The following is a 16,537-nucleotide window of genomic DNA, read 5'->3' as shown; positions in this document are numbered from 1 at the left end:
CTTTACGTCATCCCCGCGAACGCGGGGACCCAGAAAACAATGTGGGAGCGGATCTAGTCCGCGAAACTCCTGCCCCGAAATCCGCCCTCACCGGCGGGTTTCGCGTTTCTGGCTCAAGCGCCGTCCGCCGGGAAGCTCACCCGCACCAGCAGCCCACCCAGCTCGCCCTGGGCCAGTTCGATGCGTGCACGGTGCGCGCTGCAGATCTCGCCCACGATGGCCAATCCCAGGCCGGTGCCCTGCTGGCGACGACGGTAGAAGCGGCGGAACACCTTGTCGCGCTCCTCCGGAGGGATTCCCGGACCGTCGTCCTCCACTTCCAGCCCGGCCGGTGTCAGCACGCGGATGATCACATTGCCGTCCGCCGGGGCATGGGCGATGGCGTTATCCACCAGATTGCTGAGCAGCTCGTTGAGCAGGGTCGGATCGCCCTTCACCCAGGCCGGCTCGTCCGCCTCCAGCGCCAGCGCAACCCCGCGCGCATAGGCCAGCGGCGCCAGCGCCAGGCCCAGCTCCCGTGCCAGCTGGCCGAGCTCGATATCCTCCCCCGCCCCTTCGGCGATGGCGCGCGCGCCGCTTTCGACGCGCGCCAGGGAGAGCAACTGGTTCGCAAGGCCAGTCACCCGGTCGGTGTTCTGCACGGCGTCCACCAGGGTGGCGCGCCATTGTTGCGGGTCCTGCTCGCGCAGTCCCAGCTCCAGCCGCGCCTTGAGCGCCGCCAGCGGCGTGCGCAGCTCGTGCGAAGCCTCGGCGATGAACTGCGACTGCCGATCGAACAGCCCGCGCAGGCGCACGGTGAAATGGTTGAGCGCCGCCACCAGCGGACGCAACTCACGCTGCACCCGCACCTCCGGCAATGGCCGCAAGTCATCCGGCTGCCGCTCTTCCACCGCCGCGCGCAGGCGGTCCAGCGGGCGCAGGCCGGCACTCACCGCATACCAGACCATCAGCAGCGCGGCAATGGCCGACAGCGCCAGGTTCAGCAGGGTGTCGCCGAGCAGGTTGCGCGCCAGTCGCTCGCGGGCACCCAGGGTTTCCGCCACGCGGATTTCCGCCATGCCGTTGACCGTCGGCTGGCTGACCGGCTGCAGCAGGCTGACCACCCGCACACCCTGCCTCTGGTACTGAGCGTCGTAGAACTTGGCCAGCGCCGGGTAATCATCGGTGCGTGGCGTGCCGGGCGGCGGCGCGGGCAGGCTCTCGTAGCCGGAGATCATCCGCCCCTGCGGGTCGATCACCTGGTAGAAGATGCGCCCGGCGCTGTCGTACTCGAAGCTGTCCAGCGCCACATAGGGCACGTTGGCACGCAGGGTGCCGTCGCTGGCGTAGAGACCGTCGGCAATGTCCCGCGCGGACGCCAGCAGGGTGCGGTCGTAGGCGATGTCAGCGGCGTGGCGGGCACGCGAGTAGGTCACCGCACTGCCGATCAGCAGCAGCACCAGCAGGATCCCACCCAGGCGCCAGAGCAGCCGGCCACGCAGGCTGCCGGCGCCGGGGAAGCGCCAGCGGCGCGGCTCAACCATCCTGCGCCTCGAGCAGGTAACCCAAACCACGGAAGGTGACGATGCGCACCGAGCTGCCTTCGAGCTTCTTGCGCAGGCGGTGCACGTAGATTTCGATGGCATCGGCGCTGGCATCCTGGTCCAGGCCGAACACCTGGGCGGCGAGTTGCTCCTTGCTCATCACCCGTCCCGGGCGGGCGATCAGTGCCTCCAGCACCGCCTGTTCGCGGGAAGTCAGATTCATCGCCTGGTCGGCCAGGGTGAAGCGCCGTGCGCCGAGGTCATAGACCAGCTCGCCGCAGCGCTGCTGCTGCTCACCGCCGAGTACGCTGCGCCGCAGCAGGGCCTTTACCCGCGCTTCCAGCTCGGTCAGCTCGAAGGGTTTGGCCAGGTAATCGTCGGCGCCCAGGTTCAGCCCGTGCACCCGGTCGTGCACTTCACCGCGCGCAGTCAACATCAGCACCGGCAGGGTCTTGCCGCGCTCGCGCAGGCGCGCCAGCACCTGGAAGCCGTCCAGGCGCGGCAGGCCGACATCGAGAATCGCCAGGGCGTATTCCTCGCTGGCCAGGGCCAGGTCCGCAGCCACGCCATCCTGCAGCAGGTCCACGGTCCAGCCGGCGCCCTTGAGCGCCTGGGCGACGCTTTCGCCCAATTGGGGATGGTCTTCGACCAGAAGGATTCGCACGCGGATTCACCCCTACGACGACAGGTTCGGGCCGGCAGTGTACCCATCCGCGCGCCGCTGTGAATGGGGGAAATTCGTTGAAAAGACTGCGAAAGCCGACTGAAAGCCTGGTGAAAGCTTAGCCCGTTAGCATCGCCCCCAAGCGGCGAAGACCGCTCAGAGCGAAAGGCGGCGTGGTGCCCTTTCGTGACAACAACAAGAACCGGAGACCACAGATGCCCACTGTCCAGCCCCAGGCTGCACTGGCTGCCCGCAAGCCCATTTTCCCTTGCCTGTCCACTGCCCGCGCGAGCGCCCTGCTGGCCGTCGCCGGCTTCGCCCCGCTGTGCGATGCAGCAGGTTTCATCGAGGACAGCAGCGCCACCCTCAGCACCCAGAACATCTACTTCAACCGTGACTTTCGCGACGGCAGCGGCCAGTCCAAGCGCGAAGAATGGGCGCAAGGCTTCATCCTCGATTTCCAGTCCGGCTACACCCCCGGCACCGTCGGCGTCGGTCTCGACGCCATGGGCATGCTTGGCCTGAAGCTCGACTCCTCGCCCGACCGCACCGGCACCGGCCTGCTGCCGACCCACGACGACGGCCGCGCCGCCGACGAATACAGCAAGCTCGGCCTGACCACCAAGTTCAAGGTCTCGGCGAGCGAGCTGAAGATCGGCAGCCTGATCCCCGACCTGCCGACCCTGCAGCCCAATGACAGCCGCCTGTTCCCGCAGACCTTCGAAGGCGGGCTGCTCAACTCCACCGACCTGCCCGGCCTCAACTTCACCGGCGGTCGCCTGGAGAAGGTCAAGGACCGCGACTCCACCCACTGGCAGGATCTCGCGCTGAACAACAAGAACAAGCGCTTCAGCGGCGGCAGCGCCGAAGGCGACCACTACGACCTGGCCGGCGGCGACTACAAGCTCACCGACCACCTCACCGGCCGCTACCACTACGCCGAGCTGGACAACGTCTACCGCCAGCACTTCGTCGGCCTGCTCGCCAGCTATCCGCTGGGCCCCGGAAAATTCAGCGCCGACCTGCGACTGGCGCTCAGCGACGACCAGGGTGAAGCGCGCGGCGGCAAGATCGACAACCGTGCCTTCAACGGCATGCTCGGCTACGCCCTGGGCGCCAGCAAGTTCAGCCTGGGCTGGCAGCAGATGAACGGCGACACCGCCTTCCCCTACATCGATGGCAGCAACCCCTACCTGGTGAACTTCGTGCAGGTCGGCGACTTCGCCGATGCCGAGGAACGCTCCTGGCAACTGCGCCACGACTTCGACTTCGCCGGCCTCGGGATTCCCGGCCTGACCCTGATGAATCGCTATGTCAGCGGCGACGATGCCAGAATCAATGGCATGGACGGCCACGGCAAGGAATGGGAGCGCAACACCGACATCAAGTACGTGATCCAGAGCGGCCCGCTCAAGGACGTAGCCGTGCGCGTGCGCAACGCCACCTACCGCTCGAGCTTCGCCCGCGATGCCGACGAAACCCGCGTCTACCTCAGCTACTCCCTGGCGATCTGGTAATCGAAAGAACAACAAGAGAGGAATTGCCCATGTCCACCGTCCTGCGCAACCTGACCCTGGCCGGCGCCACCCTGCTGTTCGCCGGCAGCCTGATCGCCGAGCCCAAGCGCCCGGAATGCATCGCGCCAGCCTCCCCCGGCGGCGGCTTCGACCTCACCTGCAAGCTGGCGCAAAGCGCCCTGATGGAGGAGAAGCTGCTGTCCAAGCCAATGCGCGTCACCTACATGCCCGGCGGCGTCGGCGCCGTGGCCTACAACGCGGTGGTCGCCCAGCGCCCGGCCGACGGTAATACCATCACGGCCTTCTCCAGCGGCTCCCTGCTGAACCTGGCGCAAGGCAAGTTCGGCCGCTTCGATGAAAGTGCGGTGAAGTGGCTGGCGGCGGTGGGTACCAGCTACGGCGCCATCGCGGTGCCGGCGGATTCGCCATTCAAGAACCTCAACGACCTGGTTGCCGCGCTCAAGGCCGACCCGAGCAAGGTGGTGATCGGCTCCGGCGGCACCGTCGGCAGCCAGGACTGGATGCAGACCGCACTGATCGCCAAGGCCGCCGGCATCGATCCCAAGCAGCTGCGCTACGTTGCCCTGGAAGGCGGCGGCGAGATCGCCACCGCTCTGCTGGGCGGGCACATCCAGGTTGGCAGTACCGACATCTCCGACTCCATGCCGCACATCCGCGCCGGCAAGATGCGCCTGCTTGCGGTGTTCGCCGAGGAGCGCCTGAAGGATGAAGGCATGACCGACATCCCCACCGCCAAGGAGCAGGGATACGACATCGTCTGGCCGGTGGTGCGCGGCTTCTACGTCGGACCGAAGGTGAGCGAGGAGGACTACGCCTTCTGGAAAGGCGCCTTCGACAAGCTGCTGGCCTCGGAAGACTTCGCCAAGCTGCGCGACCAGCGCGAACTGTTCCCCTTCGCCATGACCGGCCCGGAGCTGGATGCCTACGTGAAGCAGCAGGTGACCCAGTACAAGCAGCTCGCCCGCGAGTTCGGCCTCATCCAGTAACGCCCCGCGCAGCGTCGGCGGCTCCTCGCAGCCGCCGACGCAAGGAGTCTCCCCATGTCGCAAACCAGCCTCTTCCAGCGGCTGTTCGCCGGCGCCTGGCTGTTCGCCTGCGTCGCCTTCGCCCTGATCGCCTGGCAGCTCCAGGCACCCTTCTCCTACGAACCGGTCGGCCCGCGTGCCTACCCGCTGCTCTGCCTGGGCCTGATGGCCGTGGGCCTGGCCTGGCTGATCGCCCGCCCGACGCCGATCAAGCGCGACGAGGACGAGCCCGCGCTGGAAGGCGCGCTGCTGGCCAAGGTGGTGCTCTGCGTCGCCCTGCTGGCGGTCTACGCCGGGCTGTTCGAGCCGCTGGGCTTCATCCCCGCCAGCGCCCTGGTCGGCACCTTCATCGCGCTGATCTACGGCGGCCGCCCGGTGACCAGCGTGGTCACCGCCACGCTGCTCGCCATCGGCCTGTACGTCCTGTTCGACCGCACCCTGGATGTCCCGCTGCCGCTGGGCATCCTCGAACCCCTGCTCTGAGGAAACCATCATGGAAACATTGAGCTACCTCGGGCAAGGCTTCGGCGTCGCCCTGACACCTTACAACCTGATCACCGCGCTGATCGGCACCCTGATCGGCACCGTCGTCGGCCTGCTGCCGGGCCTGGGCCCGATCAACGGCGTGGCCCTGCTGATCCCGGTGGCCTTCGCCCTCGGCCTGCCGCCGGAGTCGGCGCTGATCCTGCTGGCCGCCGTGTACCTGGGCTGCGAATACGGCGGGCGGATTTCCTCGATCCTGCTGAACATCCCCGGTGAAGCCTCCACCGTGATGACCACCCTCGACGGCTATCCCATGGCACGCAACGGCCTGGCCGGCGTGGCCCTGTCGCTGTCGGCCTGGAGCTCGTTCATCGGCGCCTTCATCGCCACCTGCGGCATGGTGCTGTTCGCCCCGCTGCTGGCGAAGTGGGCCATCGCCTTCGGCCCCGCCGAATACTTCGTGCTGATGGTCTTCGCCATCGTCGCCCTTGGCGGACTGGCCGGCGATCGGCCGCTGAAGACGCTGCTGGCGGCGCTGCTCGGGCTGTTCCTCTCCAGCGTCGGGATCGACGCCAACAGCGGCGTGTACCGCTTCACCTTCGACAACATCCACGTCTCCGATGGCATCCAGTTCGTGGTGCTGGTGCTGGGCCTGTTCTCGGTGAGCGAAATCCTCCTGCTGCTGGAGAAGACCCACCACGGCCACAAGATGGTCGAAGCCAGTGGGCGCATGCTGTTCAACGTCAAGGAGGCCGCCTCGGTGTTCGTGGTCAACCTGCGTTGCGGCCTGCTCGGTTTCATCATGGGCGTCCTGCCCGGCGCCGGTGCCACCCTGGCCAGCGCCGTGGCCTACATGACCGAGAAGAAGCTGGCTGGCGAAACCGGCACGTTCGGCAAGGGCGACATGCGCGGACTGGCGGCACCGGAAACCGCCATCGGCGGCGCAGCCTGCGGCGCCCTGGTGCCGATGCTGACCCTCGGCGTACCCGGCTCGGGCACGACCGCGGTGATGATCGGCGCGCTCAGCCTGTACAACATCACCCCCGGCCCGCTGCTGTTCCAGGAGCAGCCGAACATCGTCTGGGGCCTGATTGCCTCGCTGTTCATCGCCAACGTCATGCTGATCATCCTCAACGTGCCGATGGTCCGGGTGTTCACGCGCATTCTTTCGGTGCCGAACTGGGCGCTGGTGCCGGGCATCGCGATCATCACCGCGATCGGCGTCTACGCTGTGCACGCCACCACCTTCGACCTGTTCCTGATGGTTGCCATCGGCATCCTCGGCTACCTCCTGCGCAAGCTGGACTTCCCGCTCTCGCCGCTGCTGCTGGGCTTCATCCTCGGCGGGCTGATGGAGCAGAACCTGCGCCGCGCGCTGTCGATCTCCAACGGCGAACTGGGCATCCTCTGGTCCAGCCCGATCACCCTCGGCACCTGGGCCCTGGTCGCACTGATGCTCGGCCTGCCGCTGTACCGCGCCTGGCGCAAGCGCGGCCGTCGTGCCCCGGTCGAGCTGGCTGATGCATAAACTGGCGAACTGGCGCTTGTTCTGGGCAACGCCCCTGATCGGCGCCCTTGGCGGCTGGCTGGCCGAAGGGGTCGGCTGGCCGCTGCCCTGGATGATCGGCTCGCTGCTGGCGGTGATGCTCAGCCGCTGCCTGCTGGACTGGCCGCTGGCGGAAGTCCCCGGCGCGCGCAAGGCCGGGCAATGGTTGGTGGGCACCGGGATCGGCCTGCACTTCACCCCGGCGGTGGTCGAGCAGGTGCTCAAACACGGCGCCATCGTGGTGGTCGGCGCACTCGCCACCACGCTGTCGAGCCTGGCCGCCATCGTCCTGCTGCGCCGCGCTGGCGAGGACCGCGCCACGGCGTTCTTCTCCAGCATGCCCGGCGGCGCCAGCGAGATGGTCAACCTCGGTCTGCGCCACGGCGCGCAATCCAGCCGCGTGGCGGCGGCGCAGAGCCTGCGCCTGCTGCTGGTGGTACTGCTGGTGCCGGCGGCCTTCACCTGGCTGCTCCATGCTCAACCGCCGAGCGCGCACGCATCCGCCGTCAGCTGGGCCTGGCTGGCCCTGTTGTTGCCGGCCGGCGCAGTGGTCGCCCTGGTCCTGCAGGCGCTGCGCCAACCCAATCCCTGGCTGCTCGGGCCGCTGCTGGTCAGCGCAGTCGCCGCCATCGCCGCCGACCTGCAGATCGGCCTGCCGGCGGGCAGCAGCTCGCTGGGCCAGTGGCTGATCGGCAGCGCGCTGGGCTGTCACTTCAATCGCAGTTTCTTCCGCAATGCGCCGGCCTTCGTCGGCCGCAGCCTGCTCTGCACCCTGTGGATGATGCTGGCGGCGGCGCTGGTGGCGGAGTTGATCGGCTGGCTCGGGCCGCTCGATCAGCAGTCGCTGATGCTCGGCATGATGCCCGGCGGCATTGCCGAATTGAGCCTCACCGCCGAGACGCTGCAGCTGTCAGTGCCGCTGGTGACGGCCCTGCAGGTGCTGCGCCTGTTGCTGGTGCTGTTTCTCGCCGAACCCTGTTTCCGCCTCTGGCAGCGTCGCGCCGAAGCGGCGGAGTGAGTGCAGCAAGTGCCACGCTCGCCGGGCTGAGTTCCCCGGCGATTTCTCCAGGCCCGCCTCGTGCGGGCCTTTTTTTCGGGGAGAGGGGCGTGTCAGACCGGCGGCAGCGACCAGTCGATGGGCGCCAGGCCGTGCTGTTCGAGGAACTTGTTGGTGCGACTGAAATGCCCGTTGCCGAGGAAGCCCCGGTAGGCCGAAAGCGGAGACGGGTGAGCTGACTTGAGCACCAGATGCTTCTGCGCGTCGATCAGCTTCTGCTTGCTCTGCGCATGGGAACCCCAGAGCAGGAACACCAGGTTCTCGCAGCGCTGGCTGACGATCTCGATCACCTTGTCGGTGAAGGGCCCCCAGCCGGCCTGGGCGTGGGAGCCCGCGCGCGCCTGCTCGACGGTGAGCGAGGTGTTGAGCAGCAGCACGCCCTGCTCGGCCCAGTGCTGCAGGTAGCCGTGATTGGGGATCGGGATGTTCAGGTCGCGCTGCAGCTCTTTATAGATATTCTGCAGCGACGGCGGCGTCGGCACGCCCGGCTGTACCGAAAAGCACAGGCCGTGGGCCTGGCCGGGGCCGTGGTAGGGGTCCTGGCCGATGATCACCACCTTGATGCGGTCCAGCGGCGTGGTGTTCAGCGCGTTGAAGATCAGCGGACCGGGCGGGAAGATCACCTTGCCAGCCGCCTTCTCCGCGCGCAGGAACTCGCCCAGCTGCTTCATGTAGGGCTTCTCGAACTCCTCGTGGAGGGCGTCCTTCCAGCTGGCTTCCAGCTTGATCCGATCTTCATTCGTCATGGTGCGTCTGCCTGGTAAAACGAACCGGCACGCTAAGCAAGCGTCCCGGCCAAGTCAAGGCGACCGCTGCCCAGGCTTCGGCAGCCCCGGCACGCGCACCGCCCCACTGCCCAGCCCGGCCAGCGCCCAAGCCGCCACGGCGAGCGTGAGCCCCAGGTGGAACAGCTCCCGCCGTGGCACGCCAGCCCACTCGCCGCGGGTGCCGATCAGCAGACCGCTGCCGATGAACAGCAGCGCACCGAGCAACGCCAGTGGAAAACGACTGGAACGACCGGGCCAGGCGATCAGCAGCAGCGCGATCAGGTTGATGGCCAAAGTGGCCGGCGGTGGGAGCAATAGCAGTGCCGCCCCAGCGAGCAGCACCAGCACCTGCCGCCCTGCTCCAGCGGAAAGTCGCCCGAGTGCGATCAGCGGCAGGCCCAGCGCTCCGGACAATACGCTCGCCAGATGATGCGGCTCAGCTACTGCTGCGATGCCGGCGTATTCCAACGCCCCGAGAAACGCCGCGACGCCCATCGACAGAAAGCCCAGCGCCCGCCAGCCCTGGCGCTCGCGCAGGGCGAGCCCGGCGGCGACGGCGCAGGCCAGGGTCAGCAGCAATTCGGCAATCACGGGGAGCATGGGCAAGTCCTTGTCCGGGCAGTCGCCGCAGACTAACGACCATGCCAGGTGTATGCACGGTCACGGACGCCATCGCATAGGACAGCGCGCGCCATCACCCCTGGTGCAGCGCCCGGTAATGACTGGGCGCCATGCCCACCACGCGTTTGAACAGCCGTGAAAAGTAGTAGGGATCGGCATAGCCCAATTGCTCAGCCACCTGCCGCACCTCCAGGTTGCCCTGGTCGAGCAGGCGGCAGGCGTGGGTCATCTTCAGGCGGATGAAGTCCTGGATCGGCGCCTGCCCGGTCAGCGCACGGTATGTCTTGGCGAAGTGGAAGCGCGACAGGCGGAACTGCGCCGCCAGCTCGTCGAGGTTCAGGGTGTCATGCAGGTGTTCGCGCATCAGCGCCTGCACGGCCTCCACGTCCAGCACCCGCCCGGACTTCAACCGCGCCCGCACCGGACGCAGGGCCAGCGAGGTCAGCAGGCTCTGCAGCAGGTGCGCGGCATGAATGAAGTGCGGCAGGCTCAGACCCTGCCGGCGCAACGCCAGCAATGCGTCGAACTCGCCAAGCAGACGCGGCTGCACACCGACCCGCAGGCGCGGCGACTTGCCCAGCAGACGCAGGAATTCCTCGGCCAACCGGCCATCCAGGTGCACCCAGAAGATCGACCAGGGCCGCTGCGCATCGGCGCCATAGGCATGGGCGCGGCCCTTGGGCAGCACCAGCAGATCGCCACCGGCGACCTCGAATCGTCCATCCTCCGTTTCCAGCCAGCCGTGGCCGGCGCTGCAGTAGATCAGCAGGTGGTCGTCCGGATTTTCCCGCTCCATGCGGTGCCCCACCGCCGCCGGGTAGTAGCCCAGGGCCAATGGATAGCAGGCCTGGCCCAGCGGATGGCGGTCCAACGCCCGGCGCAGGCGCGGCGGCGTGATGAAGCGAACACCCTGCTGGGGCAGTGGCCAGGAGGAGGTGAGTGGACGGGACATGGCGAGGTTTCCCGCTCTCATGAATACCAAGATCATCCATCCCCCGAGCAAGATCGTCAATCCACAGCCGCCGATGCAACCGCTATAACCGATGAGAATTCGCGCACTGCGCGACGATGTGGCCGACAAGAACAATCCGAGGTAGCTGCATGCATTTCGACCTGACCGAAGAACAACGCCTGCTGGTGGACAGCGCCCGCGCTTTCGCCAGCCGCGAACTAGCCCCCCACGCCGCCGACTGGGACCGCCAGCACCACTTCCCGGTGGACGTGATCCGCCTGGCCGCCGAGCAGGGCTACCTGGGTCTGTACATCGCCGAGGAAGACGGCGGTCTGGGCCTGTCACGGCTGTCCGCCTCGCTGATTTTCGAGCAGTTGGCCGCCGGCTGCGTCGCCACCACCGCCTACATCACCATCCACAACATGGCCACCTGGATGCTCGCCAGCTTCGGCGATGCCACGCTCAAGGAGCAGTGGTTGCCAGGGATGATCGGCGGCGAGCTGCTGGCTTCCTATTGCCTCACCGAACCGGACGCCGGCTCCGACGCCGCGCGCCTGCGTACCCGCGCCAAGCGCGACGGCGAGGAGTACGTGCTGGATGGCGCCAAGACCTTCATCTCCGGCGCCGGCAGCACCGACGTACTGATCGTCATGGCGCGCACCGGCGAGGAAGGCGCCAAGGGCATCTCCTGCTTCCTGGTGCCGGCCAATGCCGAGGGCATCCGCTACGGGCGCAACGAGGACAAGATGGGCTGGAAGGCGCAGCCAACCCGCACCATCACCTTCGAAGGCGTGCGTATCCCCGCCGGCAACCGCATCGGCCCGGAAGGCCAGGGCTTCGTCTACGCCATGAAAGGCCTGGACGGCGGCCGCCTGAACATCGCCAGTTGCTCCCTCGGCGCGGCCCAGGCGGCACTGGAGCAGTCGTTGCGCTACGTCGAGGAGCGCAAGCAGTTCGGCAAGGCGCTGGCCGAGTTCCAGGCCCTGCAGTTCAAGCTCGCCGACATGCTCACCGACCTCACCGCCAGCCGGCAGATGGTGCGCCTGGCCGCGCACAAGCTGGACCACAAGGACGGCGAGGCGACCCTGTATTGCGCGATGGCCAAGCGTTTCGCCACCGACCGCTGCTTCGCCCTGTGCAACGAGGCGCTGCAGCTGCACGGCGGCTACGGCTACCTGAACGACTACCCGCTGGAGCGCTGGGTACGCGACAGCCGCGTGCACCAGATCCTGGAGGGCACCAACGAAATCATGCGGGTGATCGTCGCCCGCCGCCTGCTGGAACAGGGCGGGATGCTGGATCGCTTGCTGTAACAGCAGTGTGGTTGTTGTAGAAACGGCTGTTTTTGGGTCCCCGCGTCCGCGGGGATGACAGAGGGGAAGTTCAATACTCACCCCGTCATTCCCGCGAACGCGGGACGTGGCTCCATCGCGAACAGCGCTTGCGCTGGCCGGAAGGGGCATCACCCAGTGAACGAAGCCCGCGCCCCACTGGAAAAACCGCCCGCCCATGCGGGCGCAATCGAACAGATCGGACATGGACGCGCCACTGCGCGCGCGCCTAGAGTCCAGGCACACGCGTCCGCCCGCCGGCGGCACCGACAAGGAGATGCCCCATGAGCAATGCCCTCGAGCCCTACAAGCCCGGAGTCTTCGACCTGACCCACAAGCTGACCGTGGAGAAACACGGCCACACCGCGCTGATCACCATCAACCACCCGCCGGCCAACACCTGGGACCGCGACTCCCTGATCGGCCTGCGCCAGCTGATCGAGCACCTCAACCGCGACGACGACATCTACGCCCTGGTGGTGACCGGCCAGGGCCCGAAATTCTTCTCCGCCGGCGCCGACCTGAACATGTTCGCCGACGGCGACAAGGCCCGAGCCCGTGAGATGGCCCGCCGCTTCGGCGAGGCCTTCGAGGCCCTGCGCGACTTCCGTGGCGTGTCCATCGCCGCGATCAACGGCTACGCCATGGGCGGCGGCCTGGAGTGCGCCCTGGCCTGTGACATCCGCATCGCCGAGCGCCAGGCGCAGATGGCCCTGCCGGAAGCCGCCGTGGGCCTGCTGCCCTGCGCCGGCGGCACCCAGGCGCTGCCGTGGCTGGTGGGCGAAGGCTGGGCCAAGCGCATGATCCTTTGCGGCGAGCGTGTCGACGCCGACACCGCGCTGCGCATCGGCCTGGTCGAGCAGGTGGTGGACACCGGCGAAGCCCGTGGCACCGCCCTGCTGCTGGCGGCCAAGGTCGCCCGCCAGAGCCCGGTGGCGGTACGCACCATCAAGCCGCTGATCCAGGGCGCCCGCGAACGCGGCCCGTCCACCTGGCTGCCGGAAGAGCGCGAGCGCTTCGTCGACCTGTTCGATGCCGACGACACCCGCGAAGGCGTCAACGCCTTCCTGGAAAAACGCGAACCGCATTGGCGCAACCAATAAGGGACAGACCATGAACGTGATGTTCGAAGAGCGCCCCGGCCTGCACGGTTTCCGCATCGGCGTCGCCACGCTCGACGCCGAGAAGAGCCTGAACGCCCTGAGCCTGCCGATGATCGAAGCGCTCAATCATCAGCTGGGCGTGTGGAAGAACGACCCGCAGATCGCCTGCGTGGTGCTGCGCGGCAATGGCGGCAAAGCCTTCTGTGCCGGCGGCGACGTGCGCAAGCTGGTCGACGCCTGCCGCGAACAGCCCGGCGAAGTCCCCGCCCTCGCCCGCCGCTTCTTCGCCGACGAGTATCGTCTGGACTACCTCATCCACAGCTATGGCAAGCCGCTGATCTGCTGGTCCCATGGCTACGTGATGGGCGGCGGCATGGGCCTGATGCAGGGCGCCAGCGTACGTATCGTCACCCCGTCCACCCGTCTGGCCATGCCGGAGATCAGCATCGGCCTGTACCCGGACGTCGGCGCCAGCTGGTTCCTCGCTCGCCTGCCGGGCCGCTTCGGCCTGTTCCTCGGCCTGACCGCCACCCAGATGAATGCCCGCGACGCGCTGGACCTGGACCTGGCCGACCGCTTCCTGCTCGACACCCAGCAGGAGGACCTGATCGAAGGCCTGGTACAACTGAACTGGCGCGAACAGGCCGACGTCCAGCTGCACAGCCTGCTCCGCGCACTGGAGCACGAGGCGAGCGGGGAACTGCCGCAACCCCAGCTGCTGCCGCGCCGCGAGCGCATCGACGCCCTGCTGGACTGCGCCAACGTAGTGGAGGCCTGGCACGCGCTGGCGCCGCTCACCGAGGACAGCGACATGGTGATTGCCAAGGGGGCCAGGACCCTGGTCTCCGGCAGCCCGCTGACCGCCCGCCTGGTCTGGGAGCAGATTCGTCGCGCGCGCCATCTGTCGACTGCCGAAGTATTCCGCATGGAGTACGCGATGAGCCTGAACTGCTGCCGCCACCCGGAATTCCCGGAGGGTGTGCGCGCCCGGCTGATCGACAAGGACAACGCCCCGCACTGGCACTGGCCGGATATCGCTGCCATACCTGATGCTGTGGTGAATGCGCACTTCGACGCGACCTGGGAGGGCGAGCATCCGTTGGCGGATCTGTAGCCGCCGCGCCCTCCACCGTAGGATGGGTAGAACGAAGTGAAACCCATCGCCCTGGCCTGATGGGTTTCGCAGGCTCTACCCATCCTACGGAGATACCTTGCGCTGGAGTGCCTGTCGTTGAACAGGAGGAAACCAGCATGCAAACCATCGCCTTCATCGGCCTCGGCCACATGGGCGCCCCCATGGCCGCCAACCTGATCAAGGCCGGCTACCTGCTGCGCGTGTTCGACCTGGTGCAGAGCGCCATCGACGGCCTGGTCGCACAGGGCGCCAGCGCGGCGCGCAGCGCCCATGACGCGGTCGACGGCGCCGACCTGGTGATCACTATGCTGCCGGCCAGCCAGCACGTCGAAGGGCTTTACCTGGGCGTCGACGGCCTGCTGACGCACATCACGCCCGGCACCCTGGTGCTGGAGTGCTCCACCATCGCCCCCGCCTCCGCGCGCAAGGTCCACCAGGCCGCCGCCGAACGCGGCATCCCGATGCTCGACGCGCCGGTCTCCGGCGGCACCGGCGGCGCCATCGCCGGCACCCTGACCTTCATGGTCGGTGGCGATGCCGAGGTGCTCGAACGCGCCCGCCCGGTGTTCTCCGCCATGGGCCGCAACATCTTCCACGCCGGCAGCGACGGCGCCGGCCAGGTGGCCAAGGTGTGCAATAACCAACTGCTCGCCGTGCTGATGATCGGCACTGCCGAATCCCTGGCGCTGGGCGCCGCCAACGGCCTCGACCCGGTGGTGCTGTCGGAAATCATGCGCCGCAGCTCCGGCGGCAACTGGGCGCTGGAGGTGTACAACCCCTGGCCCGGCGTGATGGAGAACGCCCCCGCGTCTCGCGGCTACACCGGCGGCTTCATGGCTGCGCTGATGACCAAGGACCTGGGCCTGGCCCAGGAAACCGCGCAGGTCAGCGGCAACAGTACGCCCATGGGTAGCCTGGCCCTGGCGCTGTATCGGCTGCTGGTGAAGCAGGGGCATGGAGAACAGGACTTTTCTGTCATACAGAAGCTCTTTGATTCCTAGTCCGAGGCATGGCAGTCCGACAAGGGGCTGGACCAGACTGGCCGGCCCTCAGTTGCACGTCCGGCAACCACCTTGAAGCAATTCCTGTCGCACTACCGTTTCCGCCTGCTGCTCAACAGTGTCCTGTTGGCACTGCTGGTCCTCTCGCTCCCCTCCCCACCCATGCTGATGGAGCTTGGCAGCCTGCTACTGATGGTCCTGGCCGGGATCAACACCGTGCGCAGCCACAGCAAGTGGTTCGAGCTGATCTGCGCCATGGGCATTCTCAGCCTGTGCATGTCCTTCGTACCCGACAGCTGGCAAATCCACCCCCTTCTCAAGCGCGGCATTCCACAGATCGCCTTCATCCTGCTGCTGGTCGTCAGTATCTTCCACCGGGTCACCCAGCAGCGGCCGGTAACCCGCGAGCTGCTCTACGGGCTCTGCGCGCTGTACCTGAACTTCGTGCTGTCCTTCGCACTCACCTACAACCTGATCGAGCACCTCCACCCTCACAGTTTCCAGACTGGCAATGGTCCGCTGGACATGGCCAGCTTCGTCTACTTCAGCATGATCACCCTGACCACCATCGGTTACGGCGACATCGTGCCGATCCATCCGCTTGCACGCCTGCTGGCCGGTAGCGAAGCGATCATGGGCGCGCTGTTCATCGCGCTGGCGGTCGCCCGGGGTCTGAGCCTGATGAACGACGACATCAAGGGGTGATTATTAAGCCAGGCTTACGAGTGCATGCCGCCTGCCGGGCTTTATCACCGGCCGCCACGCGCCGAAGATGAGTCACCTGCCGCCGACGCGCGGCCTCCCCCACACGAGGTGATCCCATGAACATTGCCCTGATCGGCGCCACCGGCCACGTTGGCCATTACTTCCTCGAAGAAGCCCTGCGCCGTGGTCACCAGGTGACCGCACTGGTGCGCGACCCCGCGAAGCTGCCGGCGCGTGCGAACCTGAAGGTGGTCCAGGCCGACGTCTACGATCCGGCCCAGGTCGCCCGGGCCGTCGCCGGCCAGGACGCCGTGATCAGCGCCTTCAACTCCGGCTGGGGCAATCCGGATATCCGTGGCGCCCATGCCAAAGGCAGCCGCTCGATCGTCGATGGCGTGAAGGCCTCGGGTGTGAAGCGCCTGCTGGTACTCGGCGGCGCCGGCAGCCTGGAGATCGCCCCCGGCCAGCGCCTGGTGGACAGCCCGGAATTCCCCGAACAGTGGAAGCAAGGCGCTCTGGGCGCAGCCGATGCGCTGGACCAGTTGCGCGGCGAGAAGGAACTGGACTGGGCCTTCCTCAGCCCGGCGATGCTGCTCGACGGCGAAACCCGCACCGGCAGCTTCCGCATCGGTGGCGACCAGGTACTGTTCGACGCCAAGGGCGAAAGCCGCATCTCCCTGCCGGACCTGGCGGTGGCGATGATCGACGAGGCCGAGCAGGCCAACCATCATCAGCAGCGGTTTACCGTGGCGTATTGACGGGGTCCGGAGGGTTTGCGAGCAACCTTGCTCCTACAGGCTCTGGCGTCATGCTGAGGTGTATTTCCGGTGGGAACGTATTTCGTCGCGGTGGATTTCGCGGACAGGGTCCGCTCCTACGGAAGAGCGCCCACCGCTCTGGCTCTGGCTTGAAAAAGATTTCCAGAGAAACATCCGCGCACTCCGGACCGCCCCTTTCAGGAGGCCTCGTTGAATCGAAGTTTCAGGGGTTGAGCGACATGGATGTCGCGAGAGCTGCGATGGGCCAGGGATGGCCCTTCGCAGCGTGCCCCTGAAACCTCGATTCGACGAGGGAATTTTTCGCCCC

The 16,537-nt window shown here is 67.2% G+C and carries 16 protein-coding genes; 11 read left to right on the top strand and 5 right to left on the bottom strand.

Annotated features, from left to right (window positions below):
* Positions 1-113: 113 nt before the first annotated feature.
* Positions 114-1,523, bottom strand: coding sequence for a sensor histidine kinase (locus GA645_RS06535; protein ID WP_152221050.1), 1,410 nt, complete (start codon positions 1,521-1,523; stop codon positions 114-116).
* On the bottom strand, positions 1,516-2,187 hold the full coding sequence (locus tag GA645_RS06530; RefSeq protein WP_152221048.1) for a response regulator: 672 nt from the start codon (positions 2,185-2,187) through the stop codon (positions 1,516-1,518). Before GA645_RS06530 ends, GA645_RS06535 begins: the two co-directional genes overlap by 8 nt.
* 215 nt (positions 2,188-2,402) lie before the next feature.
* Between GA645_RS06530 and GA645_RS06525 the strand changes: the two genes are divergently transcribed.
* The 5 genes from GA645_RS06525 to GA645_RS06505 are packed head-to-tail and all read left to right on the top strand — an operon-like array spanning position 2,403 to position 7,797.
* Positions 2,403-3,704, top strand: a complete 1,302-nt coding sequence (locus tag GA645_RS06525; protein WP_152221046.1) for an OprD family porin — start codon at positions 2,403-2,405, stop codon at positions 3,702-3,704.
* A gap of 29 nt (positions 3,705-3,733) precedes the next feature.
* Positions 3,734-4,711, top strand: coding sequence for a tripartite tricarboxylate transporter substrate binding protein (locus tag GA645_RS06520; RefSeq protein ID WP_152221044.1), 978 nt, complete (start codon positions 3,734-3,736; stop codon positions 4,709-4,711).
* Between the two features lie 54 nt (positions 4,712-4,765).
* Positions 4,766-5,233, top strand: coding sequence for a tripartite tricarboxylate transporter TctB family protein (locus GA645_RS06515; RefSeq protein ID WP_152221042.1), 468 nt, complete (start codon positions 4,766-4,768; stop codon positions 5,231-5,233).
* A 10-nt stretch (positions 5,234-5,243) separates the two neighbouring features.
* A complete protein-coding gene (locus GA645_RS06510; RefSeq protein ID WP_152221040.1) occupies positions 5,244-6,761 on the top strand; it encodes a tripartite tricarboxylate transporter permease in 1,518 nt (505 codons plus the stop codon).
* Positions 6,754-7,797 carry an AbrB family transcriptional regulator gene (locus tag GA645_RS06505; protein ID WP_152221038.1) on the top strand — a complete coding sequence of 348 codons (1,044 nt, stop codon included), beginning with the start codon at positions 6,754-6,756 and terminating at the stop codon, positions 7,795-7,797. The genes GA645_RS06510 and GA645_RS06505 overlap by 8 nt, the downstream gene beginning before the upstream one ends.
* Positions 7,798-7,889: 92 nt before the next feature.
* Here GA645_RS06505 and ung read toward each other — a convergent pair whose 3' ends face one another.
* From ung to GA645_RS06490, 3 genes are all read right to left on the bottom strand, one after another.
* Positions 7,890-8,582 carry a uracil-DNA glycosylase gene (gene ung / locus GA645_RS06500; protein WP_152221036.1) on the bottom strand — a complete coding sequence of 231 codons (693 nt, stop codon included), beginning with the start codon at positions 8,580-8,582 and terminating at the stop codon, positions 7,890-7,892.
* Between the two features lie 54 nt (positions 8,583-8,636).
* On the bottom strand, positions 8,637-9,203 hold the full coding sequence (locus tag GA645_RS06495) for a hypothetical protein (RefSeq protein WP_152221034.1): 567 nt from the start codon (positions 9,201-9,203) through the stop codon (positions 8,637-8,639).
* A 94-nt stretch (positions 9,204-9,297) separates the two neighbouring features.
* On the bottom strand, positions 9,298-10,176 hold the full coding sequence (locus GA645_RS06490) for an AraC family transcriptional regulator (RefSeq protein WP_152221032.1): 879 nt from the start codon (positions 10,174-10,176) through the stop codon (positions 9,298-9,300).
* A gap of 149 nt (positions 10,177-10,325) precedes the next feature.
* Here GA645_RS06490 and GA645_RS06485 point away from each other — a divergent pair, with 149 nt between their 5' ends.
* The 6 genes from GA645_RS06485 to GA645_RS06460 all read left to right on the top strand — a co-directional run bounded on the left by GA645_RS06485 (position 10,326) and on the right by GA645_RS06460 (position 16,209).
* Complete coding sequence (locus GA645_RS06485; protein ID WP_152221030.1) at positions 10,326-11,489, top strand: isobutyryl-CoA dehydrogenase; 1,164 nt, start codon at positions 10,326-10,328, stop codon at positions 11,487-11,489.
* Positions 11,490-11,791: 302 nt separating this feature from the next.
* Positions 11,792-12,610 (top strand): enoyl-CoA hydratase, encoded by an 819-nt coding sequence (locus GA645_RS06480; RefSeq protein WP_152221028.1) that lies wholly within the window; start codon positions 11,792-11,794, stop codon positions 12,608-12,610.
* Between the two features lie 10 nt (positions 12,611-12,620).
* A complete protein-coding gene (locus GA645_RS06475) occupies positions 12,621-13,724 on the top strand; it encodes an enoyl-CoA hydratase/isomerase family protein (RefSeq protein ID WP_152221026.1) in 1,104 nt (367 codons plus the stop codon).
* A 137-nt stretch (positions 13,725-13,861) separates the two neighbouring features.
* Complete coding sequence (mmsB, locus tag GA645_RS06470) at positions 13,862-14,746, top strand: 3-hydroxyisobutyrate dehydrogenase (protein WP_152221025.1); 885 nt, start codon at positions 13,862-13,864, stop codon at positions 14,744-14,746.
* A 72-nt stretch (positions 14,747-14,818) separates the two neighbouring features.
* Complete coding sequence (locus GA645_RS06465) at positions 14,819-15,451, top strand: potassium channel family protein (protein ID WP_178119497.1); 633 nt, start codon at positions 14,819-14,821, stop codon at positions 15,449-15,451.
* Positions 15,452-15,567: 116 nt separating this feature from the next.
* Entirely contained in the window at positions 15,568-16,209 is a 642-nt protein-coding gene (locus tag GA645_RS06460) for an NAD(P)-dependent oxidoreductase (protein WP_152221023.1), read from the top strand.
* Positions 16,210-16,537: the final 328 nt, after the last annotated feature.

This window comes from Pseudomonas sp. SCB32, from assembly GCF_009189165.1.
Classification (GTDB): Bacteria; Pseudomonadota; Gammaproteobacteria; order Pseudomonadales; family Pseudomonadaceae; genus Pseudomonas.
Note: the sequence above shows the minus strand (reverse complement) of the source record. Positions and strands in the feature narration are given on the sequence as shown.

Bases quoted from the DNA above. Each gene is read 5' to 3' on its own strand.
- GA645_RS06460 (WP_152221023.1), top strand. From the start codon at position 15,568: ATGAACATTGCCCTGATCGGCGCCACCGGCCACGTTGGCCATTACTTC.
- GA645_RS06490 (WP_152221032.1), bottom strand. From the start codon at position 10,176: ATGTCCCGTCCACTCACCTCCTCCTGGCCACTGCCCCAGCAGGGTGTT.
- GA645_RS06495 (WP_152221034.1), bottom strand. From the start codon at position 9,203: ATGCTCCCCGTGATTGCCGAATTGCTGCTGACCCTGGCCTGCGCCGTC.
- GA645_RS06510 (WP_152221040.1), top strand. From the start codon at position 5,244: ATGGAAACATTGAGCTACCTCGGGCAAGGCTTCGGCGTCGCCCTGACA.
- GA645_RS06505 (WP_152221038.1), top strand. From the start codon at position 6,754: ATGCATAAACTGGCGAACTGGCGCTTGTTCTGGGCAACGCCCCTGATC.
- GA645_RS06485 (WP_152221030.1), top strand. From the start codon at position 10,326: ATGCATTTCGACCTGACCGAAGAACAACGCCTGCTGGTGGACAGCGCC.
- GA645_RS06480 (WP_152221028.1), top strand. From the start codon at position 11,792: ATGAGCAATGCCCTCGAGCCCTACAAGCCCGGAGTCTTCGACCTGACC.
- mmsB (WP_152221025.1), top strand. From the start codon at position 13,862: ATGCAAACCATCGCCTTCATCGGCCTCGGCCACATGGGCGCCCCCATG.
- GA645_RS06535 (WP_152221050.1), bottom strand. From the start codon at position 1,523: ATGGTTGAGCCGCGCCGCTGGCGCTTCCCCGGCGCCGGCAGCCTGCGT.
- GA645_RS06525 (WP_152221046.1), top strand. From the start codon at position 2,403: ATGCCCACTGTCCAGCCCCAGGCTGCACTGGCTGCCCGCAAGCCCATT.
- GA645_RS06475 (WP_152221026.1), top strand. From the start codon at position 12,621: ATGAACGTGATGTTCGAAGAGCGCCCCGGCCTGCACGGTTTCCGCATC.
- GA645_RS06520 (WP_152221044.1), top strand. From the start codon at position 3,734: ATGTCCACCGTCCTGCGCAACCTGACCCTGGCCGGCGCCACCCTGCTG.
- ung (WP_152221036.1), bottom strand. From the start codon at position 8,582: ATGACGAATGAAGATCGGATCAAGCTGGAAGCCAGCTGGAAGGACGCC.
- GA645_RS06515 (WP_152221042.1), top strand. From the start codon at position 4,766: ATGTCGCAAACCAGCCTCTTCCAGCGGCTGTTCGCCGGCGCCTGGCTG.